Origin of the sequence: Klebsiella sp. 10982 (genome assembly GCF_048589245.1) — a bacterium.
In the GTDB taxonomy this organism is placed as follows: Bacteria; Pseudomonadota; Gammaproteobacteria; order Enterobacterales; family Enterobacteriaceae; genus Klebsiella; species Klebsiella quasivariicola.
Window position 1 is genome coordinate 43,290 of sequence record NZ_JBMAXV010000004.1, and the last position, 18,199, is coordinate 61,488.

Sequence of the window (18,199 nt, forward strand, 5' to 3'; positions counted from 1 at the left end):
GCCGCCGTTAGTAGCCGCAGCTGCCGCCCGCCAGCGCCTGCTCGCTGCAGCGTTTGCCGTTCGGTAGCGCGCACATGCCAATCGCCGAACCATCGAGCTGACGAGCCACCGATAACGAGCCGCCTATCATGGCGCAGTTGGCCTGACCGGCGTCGCTCATCGCCGCCCGCATGCCTGGCGTGACGTGCGCCGCCGTGGCCTGCTGAACGGGTTCACTACTGCACGCCGACAGCAACAGCGCCGCACATCCTACTAACATCGCAGCTCGCATTCTCTCTCCCCTCGGAAACGTCTTAAAAAAGCAAACCCAAGAATAATAGGCAGCGTGCTGCGCGGCGTCGAGAGGGTAAACACGTATTTATGCGTCTCATTAACATTTTCTAGCAAATTTTTGCCTAAAGCTTGATCTGCCCCGGGTACGGAGTGAATCGCATGGTGTTCCCCCCTCGGCAGGCAGCCATTTTCTCCGCGAACGAGGCAAAATATTGATCTGGGCACGGGTACCTGCCCTATTGAGGACACAAATGCAAAAATGGCGGCGTCAACGGTTTGCTAAACTAGCACTTATATAATTACAGGGCGCGTCGCGGTTTCACGCGTCCATTCTTTTGCGCAATGTAAGGGTGTCTTCATATGATTACGATTGATGGTAATGGCGCGGTCGCTTCCGTCGCGTTTCGCACCAGTGAAGTTATCGCCATCTACCCGATCACGCCCAGTTCAACGATGGCGGAGCAGGCCGACGCCTGGGCCGGTAATGGACTGAAAAACGTCTGGGGCGATGTTCCCCGGGTGGTCGAAATGCAATCGGAGGCGGGCGCTATCGGTGCCGTGCATGGCGCGCTGCAGACCGGCGCCCTCTCCACCTCCTTTACCTCATCGCAGGGCCTGCTGCTGATGATCCCCACGCTGTACAAACTGGCCGGCCAGCTGATGCCGTTTGTGCTGCACGTCGCCGCCCGCACCGTCGCCACCCACGCGCTATCGATCTTCGGCGATCATTCCGATGTGATGGCCGTGCGTCAGACCGGTTGCGCGATGCTGTGCGCCAGTAGCGTCCAGGAGGCGCAGGATTTTGCGCTGATCTCGCATATCGCCACCCTGCAAAGCCGGGTGCCGTTTATTCATTTCTTTGATGGTTTCCGCACTTCGCACGAAATCAACAAAATCGCCCCGCTGGCGGATGACACCATTCGCGCCCTGCTACCGCAGGATAAAATCGCCGAGCATCGCCAGCGCGCGCTCAATCCGGAACACCCGGTGATCCGCGGAACCTCGGCCAACCCCGACACGTACTTCCAGTCCCGGGAGGCCACCAATCCGTGGTACGACGCGGTCTATGACCATGTTGAGACGGCGATGAACGACTTCGCCGCCGCCACCGGCCGTCAGTACAAACCGTTTGAGTTTTACGGCCACCCGCAGGCAGAGCGCGTGATCGTCATTATGGGTTCGGCCATCGGTACCTGCGAAGAGGTGGTTGATGAACTGCTGAGCCGCGGCGAGAAAGTCGGCGTGCTGAAAGTGCGCCTCTATCGCCCATTCTCCGCCGCCCACCTGCTGGCAGCGCTGCCGGAAAGCGCCCGGGCGGTAGCGGTGCTCGATCGCACCAAAGAGCCTGGCGCGCTTGCCGAGCCGCTGTATCTCGATGTGATGACCGCCCTGGCGGAAGCCTTTAACCGCGGCGAGCGCGAGACGCTGCCGCGCACCATCGGCGGCCGCTATGGCCTCTCCTCCAAGGAGTTCGGCCCGGAATGCGTGCTGGCGGTATTTAGTGAACTGCAGTCCGCTCAGCCGAAGCCACGCTTTACCGTCGGTATCTATGATGACGTGACCAATCTGTCACTGCCGCTGGGAGAAAATACCCTGCCCGCAGAGGCCAAGCTCGAGGCCCTGTTCTACGGTCTCGGCAGCGACGGCAGCGTGTCAGCCACCAAAAACAACATCAAAATCATCGGCAACTCGACCCCGTGGTTCTCACAGGGCTATTTTGTCTATGACTCGAAGAAAGCGGGCGGCCTCACCGTCTCGCATCTGCGCGTGAGCGAAAAACCGATTCGTTCTTCGTATCTGATTTCGCAGGCTGATTTCGTCGGCTGCCACCAGCTACAGTTTATCGATAAATACCAGATGGCCGAGCGGCTGAAGCCCGGCGGTATTTTCCTGCTCAACACGCCGTACAGCGCCGATGAGGTCTGGTCTCGCCTGCCGCAGGAAGTCCAGGCCACTCTGAATCAGAAAAAAGCGCGTTTTTACGTGGTCAACGCGGCGAAAATCGCCCGCGAGTGCAGCCTCGGCGCGCGCATTAATACCGTGATGCAGATGGCGTTCTTCCATCTCACCCGCATCCTGCCGGGCGACAGTGCGCTGGCAGAACTGCAGGCAGCCATCGCCAAAAGCTACAGCAGCAAAGGCCAGGAGCTGGTGGAACGCAACTGGCAGGCGCTGGCCCTGGCCCGGGAATCGCTGGCGGAAGTGCCGCTCCAGCCAGTGAACGCCAGCAGTCCGAACCGCCCGCCGGTGGTTTCCGACGCCGCGCCGGATTTCGTCAAAACGGTCACCGCCGCGATGCTGGCCGGCCTCGGCGATGCGCTGCCGGTCTCCGCCCTGCCGCCGGACGGCACCTGGCCCATGGGCACCACGCGCTGGGAGAAACGCAATATCGCCGAAGAGATCCCCATCTGGAAGGAAGCGCTGTGTACGCAGTGCAACCACTGCGTCGCCGCCTGCCCGCACTCGGCGATCCGCGCCAAAGTGGTCGCGCCGGAAGAGATGGAGAACGCCCCTGCCAGTCTGCACTCGCTGGACGTCAAATCCCGCGATATGCGCGGACAAAAATACGTTCTGCAGGTCGCCCCGGAAGACTGCACCGGCTGCAACCTGTGCGTTGAAGTGTGCCCGGCGAAAGATCGCCAGAACCCGGAGATCAAGGCTATCAATATGATGTCGCGCCTGGAGCATGTGGAAGAGGAGAAGGTCAATTACGATTACTTCCTCAACCTGCCGGAAATCGACCGCACAAAACTGGAGCGGATAGATATTCGCACCTCGCAGCTGATCAGCCCGCTGTTTGAATACTCCGGTGCCTGCTCCGGCTGTGGCGAAACGCCGTATATCAAACTGCTGACCCAGCTGTATGGCGATCGGATGTTGATTGCCAATGCTACCGGCTGCTCCTCCATTTACGGCGGCAACCTGCCCTCGACGCCGTATACGACCGACGCCAACGGCCGCGGCCCGGCATGGGCCAACTCGCTGTTTGAGGATAACGCTGAATTCGGGCTCGGCTTCCGCTTAACCGTCGACCAGCACCGTCAGCGCGTGATGCGCCTGCTGAGCGAATTTGCCGACAAACTGCCGGCAGAGTTGAACGCGGCGTTACATGCCGAGGCGACGCCGGAAGTACGCCGCGAACAGGTGGCGGCCCTGCGCCAGGCGCTGGCCGGCGTGGACGGCGCTGAAGAGCTGCTGACCGATGCTGACGCGCTGGTGGAGAAATCCGTCTGGCTGATCGGTGGCGACGGCTGGGCCTACGATATTGGCTTCGGCGGTCTGGATCATGTGCTGAGCCTGACGGAAAACGTCAACATACTGGTGCTGGATACCCAGTGTTACTCCAACACCGGCGGGCAGGCGTCAAAAGCCACGCCGCTGGGGGCAGTCACCAAGTTTGGCGAGCATGGCAAACGCAAGGCGCGCAAAGATCTGGGCGTCAGCATGATGATGTACGGTCATGTTTATGTGGCGCAAATTTCGCTGGGCGCGCAGTTGAACCAGACGGTGAAAGCGATTCAGGAAGCGGAAGCCTATCCGGGGCCATCGCTGATCATCGCCTACAGCCCTTGCGAAGAGCACGGTTACGATCTGGCGCTCAGCCACGACCAGATGCGTCAGCTGACCGCCACCGGCTTCTGGCCGCTCTACCGCTTCGACCCGCGTCGGGCAGACGAAGGCAAGATCCCACTGGCGCTGGATTCCCGTCCGCCATCAGACGCGCTGGCCGAGACGCTGCTCAATGAGCAACGTTTCCGCCGCCTGAACGCCCAGCAGCCTGAAGTGGCGGAGCAGTTGTGGAAAGACGCCGCCGCCGATCTGCAAAAGCGCTATGACTTCCTCGCCCAGCTGGCAGGCAAAGCGGAGAAAGCGCCAGGCGAAGGTTAACCGCCCCGTCACCTTCGGCCATAAAAAAAGCCCGAACATAACGTTCGGGCTTGTCGTTTTACCGATAAACAAAATCATTCCGTAGAATGAGACGGCAACAATAAATTATTGGCATGACAATAAAGGCATATAACGCGCAAATAATACGTGATTAGCCCGGGCATGTATAATTTTTATTTTGTATATTACCCATGAATGTATTCAGCATAATTATCACCATTTCACTGGTATTATTTATTTTAGATTTTACTTATATCGTAACAATTGAGTCTTACCGGATCTCAGACCGCTCCTTTAGCATGAGTTCACTTCCTTCCCGGAAGCTAAAACATAAAAACAGTTAAAGGAATTTCTTCATGAAAAGAAAAGTACTGGCCCTCGTCATCCCGGCTTTATTAGCTGCCGGTGCCGCTCACGCAGCGGAAATTTATAATAAAGATGGAAATAAATTAGATCTCTATGGCAAGGTAGATGGTCTGCATTATTTCTCCAGCGACTCGAAAAAAGACGGCGATCAAACTTATTTGCGTTTTGGCTTTAAGGGCGAAACTCAGATCAACAATATGCTGACCGGCTATGGTCAGTGGGAATATAACGTTCAGGCCAACAACACCGAGAGCTCCAGCGATCAGGCGTGGACCCGTCTGGCATTCGCGGGTATCAAAGTCGGCGATTACGGCTCCTTCGACTACGGTCGTAACTACGGCGTGCTGTACGACGTCGAAGGCTGGACCGATATGCTGCCGGAGTTCGGCGGCGACTCCTACACCTATGCGGATAACTTTATGGCAGGCCGCGCCAACGGCGTCGCGACCTACCGCAACAGCGATTTCTTTGGCCTGGTGGAGGGTCTGAACTTTGCCCTGCAATATCAGGGTAAAAACGAAGGTCAGAACGCACAGGATATCAACGTCGGCACCAATAACCGCAGCAGCGACAGCGATGTTCGTTTCGACAATGGCGATGGTTTCGGCCTCTCCACCTCTTATGACTTCGGCATGGGCATCAGCGCGGCGGCAGCCTACACCTCTTCTGACCGTACTAACGATCAGATGACCCAGACCAACGCCTACGGTGATAAAGCGGAAGCCTGGACCGCCGGTCTGAAGTACGACGCCAACGATATCTACCTGGCGACCATGTACTCTGAAACCCGCAATATGACCCCGTACGGCAACGACGGTGTGGCCAATAAAACGCAAAACTTCGAAGTCACCGCGCAGTATCAGTTCGACTTCGGTCTGCGTCCGGCCATCTCCTACCTGCAGTCCAAAGGCAAAGATCTGTACAATAACGGCCGCTATGCCGATAAAGATCTGGTCAAATATATGGACGTTGGCGCGACCTATTACTTCAACCGTAATATGTCCACCTATGTTGATTACAAAATCAACCTGCTGGATGGTAACGACAAATTCTACGAAGACAACGGTATCTCTACCGATAACATCGTCGCTCTGGGCCTGGTTTACCAGTTCTGATGCGCCTGCCCGCCGGTTCCGGCGGGCTTCCCCCACCCGCCTCGCTGCAGATAAAACAAAACGCTATATCTTACGAGCTAAAATAGCCGTCCGTTTAATGATATAGTCATGGCCAGTCAGTGCTTGCCCGAGGACGTCCATGATGCACCACCATCCGGTAAAATCTTCCCGAATTATCTCCGTCGCCTACGATGACGCCTCCGCCACACTGGAAATCTATTTTTATCACCAGCCGCCATTACAATATACCGGCGTTCCACCGCGTATTTTTCGTGACTTTTTACAGGTGGTTTCAAAAGGGCGATTTTATGACGGCGTGATTAAAGGAAAATTCCCCGAACGCAAGCCACGTTAATGTCAAAATGTGACCGCGGTCATGATACAAAATGTGCCATATTGCCTTACAATATGAGGGGATACTTAAACAGGAGGTTTTATGAGCAGAATGATTCTTGTCCCTATCGATATCTCTGATAAAGAATTTACTGAACGCATTATCAGTCACGTTGAATCGGAAGCGCGGATTGCGACGCCGAGGTCCATTTCCTCACCGTGATCCCTTCTCTGCCCTATTATGCCTCACTGGGAATGGCCTATACCGCTGAGCTTCCCGGCATGGATGAGCTGCGTGAGGGTTCTGAAACGCAGTTGAAAGAGATCGCAAAGCAGTTCTCTATCCCGGAAGACCGGATGCATTTTCACGTCGCGGAAGGATCGCCAAAAGATAAAATCCTTGCTCTGGCCAAGTCGCTGCCAGCCGACCTGGTGATCATCGCCTCCCACCGGCCTGATATCACGACTTATCTGCTGGGCTCCAACGCCGCCGCGGTGGTTCGTCACGCCGAGTGCTCGGTCCTGGTAGTCCGCTAACGCCACAGCCCGCCGCCCGGCGGGCTGTTAATTTCCGCATCAGCCGGCCCCGCCCGGCTGCTCGCTGCGGAAAGTGCCGGAAAGATGCTGACATTCCGCCCCTGAATCCGTACCATACACGCCACGGTTGCCTGTCAAACCTCAATAATTGCTACGCGCCAGCGCCACGTTGTTCAGCGGCTGGCAGAATGCGTGCTCTTCTGATGCCACACTATGAATTGAGCCACTATTACATGCTGCAAAATCAAGAAATCAGTAAAAAAGAAAAATACAACATCGATAAGCTGCAGAAACGTCTGCGCCGCAACGTCGGTGAGGCGATTGCCGACTTCAATATGATTGAAGAGGGCGACCGCATTATGGTTTGTCTTTCAGGCGGCAAGGACAGCTATACCATGCTGGAGATCTTGCGTAATCTGCAGAAAAGCGCGCCCATCTCCTTCTCGCTGGTGGCGGTCAACCTCGATCAGAAGCAGCCCGGGTTCCCGGAGCATATTCTGCCGGCGTATCTGGAGCAGCTGGGCGTTGAATACAAGATTGTCGAAGAGAACACCTACGGCATCGTCAAAGAGAAGATCCCGGAAGGGAAAACCACCTGCTCGCTGTGCTCTCGCCTGCGCCGCGGCATTCTCTATCGTACCGCCACCGAGCTCGGGGCGACCAAAATTGCCCTCGGCCATCATCGCGATGACATCCTGCAGACGCTGTTTTTGAATATGTTCTACGGCGGAAAAATGAAAGGCATGCCGCCGAAGCTGATGAGCGACGACGGCAAACACATCGTCATCCGCCCGCTGGCCTACTGCCGCGAAAAGGACATCGAGCGCTTCTCTCAGGCGAAAGGCTTCCCGATTATTCCGTGCAACCTGTGCGGCTCGCAGCCAAACCTGCAGCGTCAGGTGATCGCCGATATGCTCCGCGACTGGGATAAGCGTTATCCTGGGCGCATTGAAACCATGTTCAGCGCGATGCAGAACGTGGTGCCTTCACACCTGAGCGATGTCAATCTGTTTGATTTTAAAGGTATCACCCACGGCTCTGAAGTAGTGGATGGTGGCGATCTGGCGTTTGACCGGGAAGATATTCCCCTGCAGCCTGCCGGCTGGCAGCCGGAAGACGAAGACGCCCGTCTTGATGAGCTGCGTCTGAACGTGGTGGAAGTGAAGTAACCCTCACGCGTCTCAGGCAGCCGCCTGAGACGCACTCTCCTGCCCTTACTTCAGCAGCCGTACGCGGCAGGATTTCCCTTTAATCTTGCCGTTTTGTAACTGCTTATACGCCTTCTGCGCCATATTCTGGCGGATCGCCACATAGACATGAGCCGGATGAACGGTAATTTTGCCGATATCGGCGCCATCAAAACCCATATCCCCGGTCAGGGCTCCCAGCACATCTCCCGGGCGCATTTTCGCCTTTTTACCGCCGTCAATACACAGCGTGGCCATCTCCGCCGTCAACGGTGCGATGGTGTTGCCCGTCGGCGCCGGCAGCCAGTTCAGGGAGAGCTGCAGCATGTCGGCCAGGATCGTGGCGCGCTGCGCCTCTTCCGGCGCACAGAAGCTGATGGCCAGCCCTTGTTCGCCGGCGCGGGCGGTACGGCCGATGCGGTGAACATGCACCTCCGGATCCCAGGCCAGCTCGAAGTTCACCACCAGCGCGAGGGATTTGATGTCGAGGCCGCGGGCGGCGACGTCGGTCGCCACCAGAACCCGGACGCTGCCGTTGGCGAAGCGCACCAGCGTCTGATCGCGGTCGCGCTGCTCGAGATCACCGTGCAGCGACAAGGCGCTCTGCCCGGCGGCGTTGAGCGCATCGCAGACCGCCTGGCAATCGCGTTTGGTGTTGCAGAACACCACACAGGATGCGGGCTGATGCTGGCTGAGCAGGCGCTGCAGCAGGGCAATCTTACCGTGGCGGGAAACTTCAAAAAACTGCTGCTCAATCGCCGGGAGCGCATCGACAGTGTCGATCTCAATTGTCTGCGGATTGCGCTGCACCCGGCCGCTGATCGCCGCGATTGCCGCCGGCCAGGTGGCGGAAAACAGCAGGGTCTGCCGGTCAGCCGGCGCGAAGCGGATCACCTCGTCGATGGCGTCGCTGAAGCCCATATCGAGCATGCGGTCCGCTTCATCCATCACCAGGGTCTGCAACGCGTCAAGGGAGACCGTCCCCTTCTGCAGATGATCGAGCAGACGGCCCGGGGTGGCGACGATGATATGCGGGGCGTGCTGGAGTGAATCTCGCTGGGCGCCAAAGGGCTGCCCGCCGCAGAGCATCAGAATCTTGATGTTCGGCAGGCAGCGCGCCAGGCGACGCAGCTCACCGGCAACCTGATCGGCCAGCTCGCGGGTCGGGCACAACACCAGCGACTGGGTCTCAAAGCGCGCCGGATCGATATGCTGCAGCAGACCCAGCCCGAATGCGGCCGTTTTTCCGCTGCCGGTTTTTGCCTGCACGCGCACATCTTTCCCCGCAAGGATCGCCGGCAGGGCGGCGGCCTGAACCGGGGTCATCGACAGATAACCCAGCTCATTAAGGTTGGCTAATTGGGCGGCAGGTAAAACAGTCAGGGTAGAAAAAGCGGTCACAATGTATTCTCGTATTAAAGGACGGACAATCTGCAGGCGCGTATCCTCGCAGATCTCCGCGCCTGATGCGACAATTTAATCGGCTCTTCGTCAGGCGGCGGATCGGGCTGCGGCTGCGGACGCGGTCGTGGGTCGGGTAAAGGAGCCGGATCGTTCGGCTCGGGTGAGATGGGGATAGACTGGGCTGTCAGCCCTGAAGCGTAATGCATAGAGGCCTCCCGGAGAGTAATACGGGCGTACCCGCAGGCTTAACGGCCTGAAGACCGTCGGGTGTCTTAGTAAGCGTAGAAGCTGGTCCGGAGAGCGCAAAAAAAAAGCCGACTCAACAAAGTCGGCGTCGTACGAATCAATTGTGCTATGCAGTAATTCAAAAAAGGAAGTAAGACAATATGGAGCGCAACGCCCATCGCTTGACGTTGCATTCACCTGCGAGAGAGATATTGCCCTGAATGGGTAGGTGGTTTATTGATTTCGCTCAAACATTGCCGGGTTTTCCCGGCAATGCGGCCGCTAAAAGGCGATTCTTTACAACCATTTACTGCGATGTAACCACCATGCAACACCGCCGATGACAACGACTAACATCAGGCAGAAGAGGCTAAACCCCAGATGCCAGCTGTTGCCCGGGATCCCGCCAAGGTTGACGCCGAACAGGCCGGTTAAAAAGGTGCTGGGCAGAAACACCATCGCCATCAACGACATCGTATAGGTCCGCCGCGCCAGCGACTCCTGCATTATCTGGGCGATCTCATCGCTCATGATCGCCGTCCGGGCGATACAGCTGTCGATCTCATCCAGACCGCGCCCCAGCCGCTCAGCGATATCCTGCATCCGCCGCCGCTGATCGTCACTCATCCACGGCAGCCGCTCGCTGGCCAGTCGGGCGTAAACGTCGCGCTGCGGCGCCATATAGCGGCGCATCACAATCAGTTGCTTACGCAGCAGCGCGAGAAAACCCCGCGGTGGCACCTGTTGGTCAAGCAGGTCATCTTCCAGGTCGATAATGCGGTCGTGCAGCTGTTCGATAAACTCGCTGGCATGATCGGTCAGCGCATCGCAGACTTCCACCAGCCAGCTGCCGCCGTCCGTCGGGCCATTGCCCTCCTTCAGGTCACCCAGCACATCGTCCAGCGCCAGCACCTTGCGCTGACGGGTGGAGACGATCAGCCGCTCGTCCATGTACAGGCGCATCGCCACCAGCTGGTCGGGACGCTCATCAGTACTGCCGTTAATGCAGCGCAGGGTTATCAGCGCCCCGTCGCCGATCCGCGTCACCCGTGGCCGGGTGCTCTCTCCCGCCAGGGCGTCACGCACGTTATTGGGCAGCAACGGGGTGGCCGCCAGCCAGTCGGCGCTGTCGCTGTGGGTATAATTCAGATGCAGCCAGCAGGGCTTGTCTTTGTCGATAATATCGTTATCGGTGAGCGGCTTCACGCCCCCCTGCCCGTCGAGCACCCACGCGAAGATCGCGTCCGGTATTTGCAACTCCGAGCCTTTAATCGCGTCCACTCAACCTCCGTTAATCCATACCTGTCACATTGCGCGCACTCTCTATAAGGTACGCGAAAGCGCGCTTTTTCGCTTTTTATTGCCCGGTAAGTAGGGCTAATAGCTTCATTAAAAAGCGCTTTCGCCCCGGGTCGCGCTGCACTCTTCATTTAACGTTAAAGCGTAGTGAAATCAAGTTCTTCCCGTTTTGCCGATCTCACTGCGCTTTTTTGCGGTTTATTTTGCCACTCATTGCTGTATTATGCTGTTTATTGCGTTAATTTGCGGGGTCACTTGCCATGCATAAGCTCGCCAGACAAAAACACATCCTCGACAGGCTGAGTGAAAACGGCCAGCTAAGCATCAGCGAACTGGTCGAAGGGCTCCAGGTCTCCGCCGATACCATTCGCCGGGATCTGAGCGAGCTGGAAAAACAGGGTGTCCTGCAGAAAAGCCACGGCGGCGCCATCGCTCTTAACGTCCCGGCGATGACGCGCCAGGGAAGAAATGCCCTGCTCACCCAGACGAAGCAGCGTCTCGGCGAGCTGGTCGCCGCCCATATCCCCCAGGGCTCGACGCTGTTTCTCGACGCCGGAAGCACGCTGCTGGCGGTCGCCGCGCAGCTTAAAGGGCCGTTGACCGTGATCACCGCTTCTCTGGATATCGCCCAGCTGTTCAGCGATCGCGCCGACATTCAGCTGATCCTGCTTGGCGGCCAGTGGGACAGCGAACAGCGGCTCTTCGCCGGCAGCGCCACCCTGTCGCTGGTCGCCCGCTACCGGGCCGATATCGCGATCCTCGGCGCCTGCGCCCTGCATGCCGGGCTGGGCCTGAGCGCCAGCCACGAAGCCGATGCCGATGTTAAACGCGCCATGCTGGCCGCCAGCGCCGAGCGCTGGCTGGTAGCAGATCATACCAAAGTGAACCACTGTGAGCCGTGGCTGGTGGCCGGGCTCAGCGACATTCACCATCTTTTTCTTGATCGTCCCTGGGCTGAGCTGGGGGATGATCCCGCCCTCTCTGTACATATTGCTGACGCTTAACAACGTGGAGAACCTGATGAGTAACAACACGATAAATATCGCCCTGATTGGCTATGGCTTTGTCGGTAAGACCTTCCACGCGCCGCTTATCCGTTCGGTGCCGGGGCTGAACCTGGCGTTCGTCGCTTCCCGCGATGAAGAGAAGGTCAAACGCGACCTGCCAGACGTCACAGTGATAGCCTCCCCGGAAGCAGCGGTTCAGCATCCGGATGTCGACCTGGTGGTCATCGCCTCCCCCAACGCCACCCACGCACCGCTGGCCCGTCTGGCGCTGAACGCCGGCAAACATGTGGTGGTGGATAAACCTTTCACTCTCGATATGCAGGAAGCCCGGGAGCTGATCGCCCTGGCAGAGGAAAAACAACGCCTGCTCTCCGTCTTCCATAACCGCCGCTGGGACAGCGACTATCTCGGGATCCGTCAGGTGATTGAGCAAGGCACCCTCGGCGCGGTGAAACACTTCGAGTCGCATTTCGACCGCTTTCGCCCGGAAGTCCGCGTCCGCTGGCGCGAGCAGAACGTCCCGGGCAGTGGCTTATGGTTCGACCTGGGGCCGCACCTGATTGACCAGGCGCTGCAGCTGTTTGGTTTGCCGCAGTCGGTGCAAGGCAACATCGCGACCCTGCGCGACGGCGCGGAGATCAACGACTGGGCGCATGTGGTACTAAACTACCCGGCGCATAAAGTGATCCTGCACTGCAGCATGCTGGTCGCGGGCGGCTCATCGCGCTTTACCGTGCACGGTGATAAAGGCAGCGTTATCAAAGCGCGGGCCGACCAGCAGGAGAGCCAGCTGCTGGCAGGCGTGGCGCCGGGAAGCGCTGGCTGGGGTGAAGATGATGACCCGCTGGTTATCTATGATGCCGCGCTGCAGGCCCGCACTCAGGCCACTCCGCAGGGCGATCAGCGCCAGTACTATATGCAGATCCGCGAGGCGCTGAACGGTCAGATTGCCAATCCGGTACCGCCGGTAGAAGCGCTGGCGGTGATGGCCGTGCTGGAAGCGGCGGTACGCTCCGCGGAAAGCGGCGTGGTACAGCCCCTGGACCTGACCGAGGACGAGCGCAACGCGCTGCGCTAATCCTGCCTGTTTCCCCCGGTTACCTGCGCAACTGCCGGTAATCGGGTCGGCTTCGCCATTGTCAGCAAAAATCACTACCTGTCCGCATATTAGCCCTTCATTATCCTGCCCTCAGGGGCAAACCTCCGCTGGAAATTTCAGCCATTTGGGAGGAGGATAGAGAACAGATCGATCGTGATGAGAACAAGGTTGCTGACGCTGTGGACGCGGCAACCGCATTACTGGACAGGAGAAGCTCATGTATTACACGTTAGGAGATACCACTCTCCATTTTTATCGCTATCAGTGCAAATTCTACGTCGCCCACTGGGAAGGGGGTAACGTGATGACCGAAAAATTTAAATCGTTTATCGAACAGATCACTGAAAAGACCGGGCTGGATGCGAAACGCGTCGAGACCGCTGCGCGCGATTATTTTACTAACGTGGATTAACAGGTCGGCTGATGCTGTTCGCGAGGGGGGGGTTGGCTGATGCGGTAGCCGCGTATGCTAACCCTCTCTTTCACCGCCAGGGCGCCTGGCGGTTTATCAACCCCACCCGCGTTAAACGGTAGTCAGTTTTGCCAGAATGGCGGCAAAGGCGTCATTAACGTTATCGCCAGCCAGCATCTTTTTTGCGCAGTATAAAACTCCTGCCGCTGGACGGGATCAGCAGCCGAACTTTCGCATCATTATTGCTGCGCTCAACCACGACCACGTCACGCAAGGGAATAACGTAAGTATCAGCATAAAGTCCTGGCGTAAATATCATCGACTCGCCGCTCACGCCAATCACCACGCGATTTTGCAAACGGTAGCCATTGCACAGCGCAACAATACCGGCAGCAATAAATACGCCGCCGATACCCATACCAATCATTAAAATAATGATCCCGGCGATGAGCGCCAGCGCCCCCTGAGGATAAAAGCCCGAGGCGTTAAAGGTTAACAGCTTGTGGTTATCATCTGTTCCTGCTTGCGCAGTTGACTGCCACGGCGTAAATCCGGCGTTAATTCGCGTTTGCAAGCTGAACAGACTGCCCACCAGAAAGATCACGCTGGCGGGCACCATCACGATACCGCCAACAAACGCCAGGACGATGGCCAGATAAGGATAGCGGCCTGACAGCATTATGCTGACGGCCTGAACCACCACGGCAATAAACAGGGCCAGCACCAGCCAGGACCACATGCTATCCACTCCACGATGGAAGTTCAGTTGTCCCTCCTCTAATAATAAATTACGCGAAATAAAACAGATTACGATATTAACGAACAGGCCAATCCAGACCAGCTTATGTACATGCTTCATGCCATACTCCATGAGGTATTTTTACATTCCATTCTCGGGCATTATTAATAACATTCAATGCCGCCTGGATAGTAGCAAAGCCCCCGGCAAGATCAATCAAAAAGCGCGCAATCCCCCTTTCCGTTATCTATTTTCAGATTGCTATCATCAGTGAGTATTTATGGTGATTATATAATCCATTATATATATTCTCAGAATTTGTTTACGGCAAAATAAGATCGCCCTGCCATCCTGGAGGGCGTTGAAGATTAACAAGCCTTTAGTGCGCGGCTCCCGGCGCGAAATGGCCGTTATTCACGGCGCAGTCGACGAGCTAAACGGGTGCCCAGCGTCTGGATCAGCTGGACAATCACAATCAGCACCAGAGCGGTGGTTAGGGTGGCAAAGGCGTCGAAGCGCTGATAGCCGTAGGTGATGGCGAGGTCGCCAATCCCGCCGCCGCCCACCGTTCCCGCCATGGCGGTAGCGCCAAGCAGGCCGATCGTCGCCGTAGTGAGGGCCAGAATCAGCGACGCCGCCGCCTCCGGCAGCATAAAGAGCCAGACCGTCTGCAGGGGCGTGGCGCCCATGGCATCCGCGGCCTCCAGGATCCCCTCATCCACCTCCAGCAGCGAGCTCTCCACCAGCCGGGCAATATAGGGAGCGACAAAGACGATCAGCGGCACGATGGCTCCCGCCGTGCCGATCGTGGTGCCCACCAGCAGTCTGGTAAAGGGCAGGATCACAATCAGCAAAATGATAAACGGCAGCGAGCGCAGCACGTTAATCAGCGGATTCAGCGCCTGATGCACCACCGGATGGGCTACAATGCCGCCGGGACGGCAAATCACCAGCACAATTCCCAGCGGTACGCCAAGCAGCGCGCCAAAACCCAGTGAAACGGCGACCATAATCAGAGTGTCATGCAGCGCCAGCAGAAACTGATCGCCGGTGATAGCGGTATCTATAAGATCAAACATGGATGATTTTCACTCCTGCATCAGCAAGATGGGTGATGGCGCGTTCGGTTTCGTCAGGCTCGCCGAGGAGTTGCACAATCATAAATCCCAGAATCCGGCCCTGAACTTCGGACATACTGGCGAACAGGATATTGACCTCGACCGCATATTCGCGGATCAGGTGATTAATGATCGGCTGCTGCGCCGTCGCGCCGATAAATTCGAGGCGTAAAGCCCGGGCGCCGTTATCGCGCTGCAGGAGCGACGCCACCCGTTGCGGCAGGCGGTCGTGCACCACCGACTGAACAAAACTGGCGGTGACCGGGTGCTGCGGCTGGGCAAAGAGGTCGAAAACCGTTCCCTGTTCAACGATACGGCCCGCCTGCATCACCGCCACCTTGTGACAGATTTTCTGGATCACCGACATTTCATGGGTGATCAGTACGATGGTGATGCCATAGCGGCGATTTATCTCCTGCAGCAGAAGTAAGATCTGCACCGTGGTGTGGGGATCGAGCGCCGAGGTAGCTTCATCGCACAGCAGCACCGACGGGTTAGTGGCCAGCGCCCGGGCAATACCGACACGCTGCTTTTGCCCTCCTGACAGCTCATTGGGGTAGCTGTGCATTTTGTCGCTCAGATCGACAAACGCCAGCAGCTCCGCCACCCGCGCCTGAATATAGGCCTTGTCACGCCCCTGCAAAATAAGCGGGATGGCGATGTTATGGAAAACGGTTTTCGAATTCAGCAGATTAAAATTCTGAAAGATCATGCCGATATCTTTTTTGATCGCCTGCAGACGCTGGCCGTTGCAGGCCTGTAACGACTCGCCGTTCAGCAGCACGTCGCCCTCGCCCGGCGTTTCCAGACGATTAATCAGCCGCAATAAGGTGCTTTTTCCTGCGCCGCTGTAACCAATAATGCCGAAAATATCGCCCCGCTCAATGCTGAGATTAATATCCTGTAAGGCCAGTACCGGATGCCCTTTCCTGGAAAAGGATTTACTGACGTGGCGAAATTCAATCATCGCGTTATTCATTTTAAATAATCAGGCAGCAGGTAACCATCATACTGCGGATGGCTAAGAATATATTTTTTGAAATCGGCAGAGTGATAGCCGGCAATAATATCTTTGGCAAACTGCGCGTTTTGGTTTTTACCGGCGACGGTCACGACATTAATAAAATGGCTGGTGGCGGTCTCCAGCTTTAATGCCGAGGTGAGCGACATGCCGCTGGATACGGCGAAATTGCCCTGAATCAGGCCATAGTCGACGTCCGGCAGCGCGCGAACCTGCTGGGCATTATCCATCTCTTTGAGAACAATTTTGTAGGGATTATCCACGATGTTACGCTGCGAAAAAGTGGCCGGATCGCTGTCTGGTTTGATTTTCACCCAGCCCAGACTCTCCAGCACCAGTACCGCGCGATACTCATTCGACGGCTGGTTTGGTACCGACACGACGGTGCCTGCCGCCGGGGTACCCAGGGTGGTTAGTTTCCCACCATACAGCCCCATCGGCGGCGTCGGTACCTGCACAATGCCCACGTTATCAATCCCCAGTCGCTCATTAATCGCTTTCAGGTATACCGGATGCTGCATGATATTTGCTTCGATAGCGCCGCGGGCCACCGCGTCATTGATCTGAATACCATCGCTGAAATCTTTATATTCGATTTTATACCCCTTACTCAATAAATAGGGCGCGACGCCTTTTTCAAATTGTTCTTTATACGGTCCGGGGTTAAAGCCGACGCGAATAAGATGATCGTCGGCGGCGGCGTAAAAAGAGCTAGCGGACAACAGGATGAATGTTATCCCGAACGCAACTGATTTGTTCATAAGGTATTTTCCCCGAAGGTTGGCGATAATGAGCGATTAAATCACAGCCGACTGTGGGTTGTAAGCCAGAACGCCGGTTTTCCTTTTGCCTATTCTTCATAACCTTTTATCATGCTGGCATATCCTGAAAACAATAATGCTTTGCAAATTTTGTTATTTAGCTCGCGGCAATAAATCCTTTAAAGATGGCGGATTATTTACGATCTGAGCCGGAAATTTTATGCCTGATTTTACTGCTTCACCGCTGGTGGACGCCCTGGAAGAGAATTTATTCAGTGTTCTGGAAAAACTGGCCGCCGAGGTCAACACCGAGACACTGCCGCTGATCGATCTCTCCAGCGGTAGCCCGGATCAGCCTACCCCGCCCGAAGTGATTGATGCATTGCAAAGCGCTATCCAGCGTCGTGAAAACCATGGCTATCCGTCGTTCTGGGGCAAGCCGCAGGTCCGCGAGGCGATCGCCCAGTTCTATCGCCGGCAGTATGATGTGGAACTCGATCCACATAGCGAAGTCGCCGTGTTTCAGGGTTCCCATATCGGCATTGGCGGCATCCCGCGGGCGCTGCTCAGCCCCGGGCAATACCTCATCTCCACCGATCCGTGCTATCCGATTTACCGCTCGGCGGCGCTGCAGTCTCAGGCGGCGTTTTTTGGCCTGCCGCTGAGGGCGGAGAATCAGTTCCTGCCGGATTTTGACGACCTTCCTCAGGAAGTGGCGGACAAAGCAGGCCTTGTGGTGCTCAACTACCCGCATAACCCGACCGGCGCCCTCGCCACGCCGGCGCTGTTCGCCAGCGCCCTGCAGTTTGCCCGTCGTCACCATGTGCCGATCCTGCACGATTTCGCCTATGCGGCCATCGGCAGCACGGCTGGCGACGCGCCGCTAAGCCTCTTCTCCCAGCCCGACGCGAAAGCGTGGGGAGTGGAAACTTATACCTTTTCCAAGACCTTTAACATGGCCGGCTGGCGCTTCGGCTTCGCGGTCGGCAACGCCTCGATTATCCGCGCGTTCAAAAAGCTGCATACCCATAGCTACAGCACGGTGTTTGGCGCAATCCAGGATGCGGCGATCGCCGCGCTGAACCTGCCGGCGGAGCGCATTGCGCAGCTGACGGCGGTCTATCATCAGCGCCGGACGTGGGTTTTGCGTCGACTGGCCGCGCTGCGCTGGCCGGCTCGTGCCGCCCAAGGCACGTTCTTTCTATGGCTGGGCGTGCCGCCAGGATACAGCTCACAGCAGTTTGCCCAGCTGCTGTTGCAGGACGCGCATATTCTGGTGGCGCCGGGCAGCGGTTTTGGCGAAGGAGGAGAAGGGTTTATTCGCATTAGCCTGACCGCAGGGGACGACGCGCTGAGCAACGCGCTGGACCGTCTTGCCCGGCTGGCGCTGTTTTAGTCCGCCGCCGGGAAGAAGC

The 18,199-nt window shown here is 57.1% G+C and carries 15 protein-coding genes and 2 pseudogenes; 9 read left to right on the forward strand and 8 right to left on the reverse strand.

All coding sequences use genetic code 11. The features are described 5' to 3' along the window. Positions 1 to 7 precede the first annotated feature (7 nt). On the reverse strand, positions 8 to 271 hold the full coding sequence (locus ACKLKD_RS04610) for a DUF333 domain-containing protein (protein WP_004140155.1): 264 nt from the start codon (positions 269 to 271) through the stop codon (positions 8 to 10). A gap of 362 nt (positions 272 to 633) precedes the next feature. On the opposite strand from ACKLKD_RS04610, the gene nifJ reads away from it, so the two are divergent. From nifJ to ttcA, 5 genes and pseudogenes are all read left to right on the forward strand, one after another. Continuing rightward, a complete protein-coding gene (gene nifJ, locus ACKLKD_RS04615; RefSeq protein ID WP_025713908.1) occupies positions 634 to 4,161 on the forward strand; it encodes a pyruvate:ferredoxin (flavodoxin) oxidoreductase in 3,528 nt (1,175 codons plus the stop codon). Positions 4,162 to 4,517: 356 nt separating this feature from the next. After that, on the forward strand, positions 4,518 to 5,642 hold the full coding sequence (gene ompK37, locus ACKLKD_RS04620; RefSeq protein WP_025713909.1) for a porin OmpK37: 1,125 nt from the start codon (positions 4,518 to 4,520) through the stop codon (positions 5,640 to 5,642). A gap of 142 nt (positions 5,643 to 5,784) precedes the next feature. Then, entirely contained in the window at positions 5,785 to 5,997 is a 213-nt protein-coding gene (locus tag ACKLKD_RS04625; protein WP_008805148.1) for a KTSC domain-containing protein, read from the forward strand. 81 nt (positions 5,998 to 6,078) lie between these two features. Beyond that, positions 6,079 to 6,512 (forward strand): annotated as a pseudogene (gene uspF / locus ACKLKD_RS04630) (universal stress protein UspF). Between the two features lie 233 nt (positions 6,513 to 6,745). Next, positions 6,746 to 7,681, forward strand: coding sequence for a tRNA 2-thiocytidine(32) synthetase TtcA (gene ttcA, locus ACKLKD_RS04635; RefSeq protein ID WP_080897166.1), 936 nt, complete (start codon positions 6,746 to 6,748; stop codon positions 7,679 to 7,681). 45 nt (positions 7,682 to 7,726) lie between these two features. Here the strand turns inward: ttcA and dbpA are convergent, their stop codons facing one another. From dbpA to zntB, 3 genes are all read right to left on the reverse strand, one after another. Continuing rightward, the gene (gene dbpA / locus ACKLKD_RS04640) at positions 7,727 to 9,100 is read right to left on the reverse strand and encodes an ATP-dependent RNA helicase DbpA (protein ID WP_004151591.1); all 1,374 of its coding nucleotides are present in this window, start codon (positions 9,098 to 9,100) and stop codon (positions 7,727 to 7,729) included. A 14-nt stretch (positions 9,101 to 9,114) separates the two neighbouring features. Beyond that, entirely contained in the window at positions 9,115 to 9,291 is a 177-nt protein-coding gene (locus ACKLKD_RS04645) for a hypothetical protein (RefSeq protein ID WP_369707647.1), read from the reverse strand. Between the two features lie 334 nt (positions 9,292 to 9,625). Next, positions 9,626 to 10,609, reverse strand: coding sequence for a zinc transporter ZntB (gene zntB / locus ACKLKD_RS04650; RefSeq protein WP_008805152.1), 984 nt, complete (start codon positions 10,607 to 10,609; stop codon positions 9,626 to 9,628). Between the two features lie 278 nt (positions 10,610 to 10,887). Here zntB and ACKLKD_RS04655 point away from each other — a divergent pair, with 278 nt between their 5' ends. The 3 genes from ACKLKD_RS04655 to ACKLKD_RS04665 all read left to right on the forward strand — a co-directional run bounded on the left by ACKLKD_RS04655 (position 10,888) and on the right by ACKLKD_RS04665 (position 13,145). Further along, positions 10,888 to 11,631 (forward strand): DeoR/GlpR family DNA-binding transcription regulator, encoded by a 744-nt coding sequence (locus tag ACKLKD_RS04655; protein WP_087805492.1) that lies wholly within the window; start codon positions 10,888 to 10,890, stop codon positions 11,629 to 11,631. Continuing rightward, a complete protein-coding gene (locus ACKLKD_RS04660) occupies positions 11,594 to 12,712 on the forward strand; it encodes an oxidoreductase (RefSeq protein ID WP_132312379.1) in 1,119 nt (372 codons plus the stop codon). Before ACKLKD_RS04655 ends, ACKLKD_RS04660 begins: the two co-directional genes overlap by 38 nt. Before the next feature lie 238 nt (positions 12,713 to 12,950). Continuing rightward, positions 12,951 to 13,145, forward strand: a complete 195-nt coding sequence (locus tag ACKLKD_RS04665) for a hypothetical protein (RefSeq protein WP_025713227.1) — start codon at positions 12,951 to 12,953, stop codon at positions 13,143 to 13,145. Positions 13,146 to 13,256: 111 nt separating this feature from the next. On the opposite strand, the pseudogene ACKLKD_RS04670 reads toward ACKLKD_RS04665, so the two are convergent. The 4 genes and pseudogenes from ACKLKD_RS04670 to ACKLKD_RS04685 all read right to left on the reverse strand — a co-directional run bounded on the left by ACKLKD_RS04670 (position 13,257) and on the right by ACKLKD_RS04685 (position 16,784). After that, positions 13,257 to 14,004 (reverse strand): annotated as a pseudogene (locus tag ACKLKD_RS04670) (hypothetical protein). 290 nt (positions 14,005 to 14,294) lie between these two features. After that, complete coding sequence (locus ACKLKD_RS04675) at positions 14,295 to 14,963, reverse strand: methionine ABC transporter permease (RefSeq protein WP_025713225.1); 669 nt, start codon at positions 14,961 to 14,963, stop codon at positions 14,295 to 14,297. Continuing rightward, complete coding sequence (locus ACKLKD_RS04680) at positions 14,956 to 15,969, reverse strand: methionine ABC transporter ATP-binding protein (RefSeq protein ID WP_025713224.1); 1,014 nt, start codon at positions 15,967 to 15,969, stop codon at positions 14,956 to 14,958. The genes ACKLKD_RS04675 and ACKLKD_RS04680 overlap by 8 nt, the downstream gene beginning before the upstream one ends. Before the next feature lie 8 nt (positions 15,970 to 15,977). Continuing rightward, a complete protein-coding gene (locus ACKLKD_RS04685; RefSeq protein ID WP_025713223.1) occupies positions 15,978 to 16,784 on the reverse strand; it encodes a MetQ/NlpA family ABC transporter substrate-binding protein in 807 nt (268 codons plus the stop codon). A 220-nt stretch (positions 16,785 to 17,004) separates the two neighbouring features. Here ACKLKD_RS04685 and ACKLKD_RS04690 point away from each other — a divergent pair, with 220 nt between their 5' ends. Continuing rightward, on the forward strand, positions 17,005 to 18,180 hold the full coding sequence (locus tag ACKLKD_RS04690) for an aminotransferase class I/II-fold pyridoxal phosphate-dependent enzyme (RefSeq protein ID WP_025713222.1): 1,176 nt from the start codon (positions 17,005 to 17,007) through the stop codon (positions 18,178 to 18,180). Positions 18,181 to 18,199: the final 19 nt, after the last annotated feature.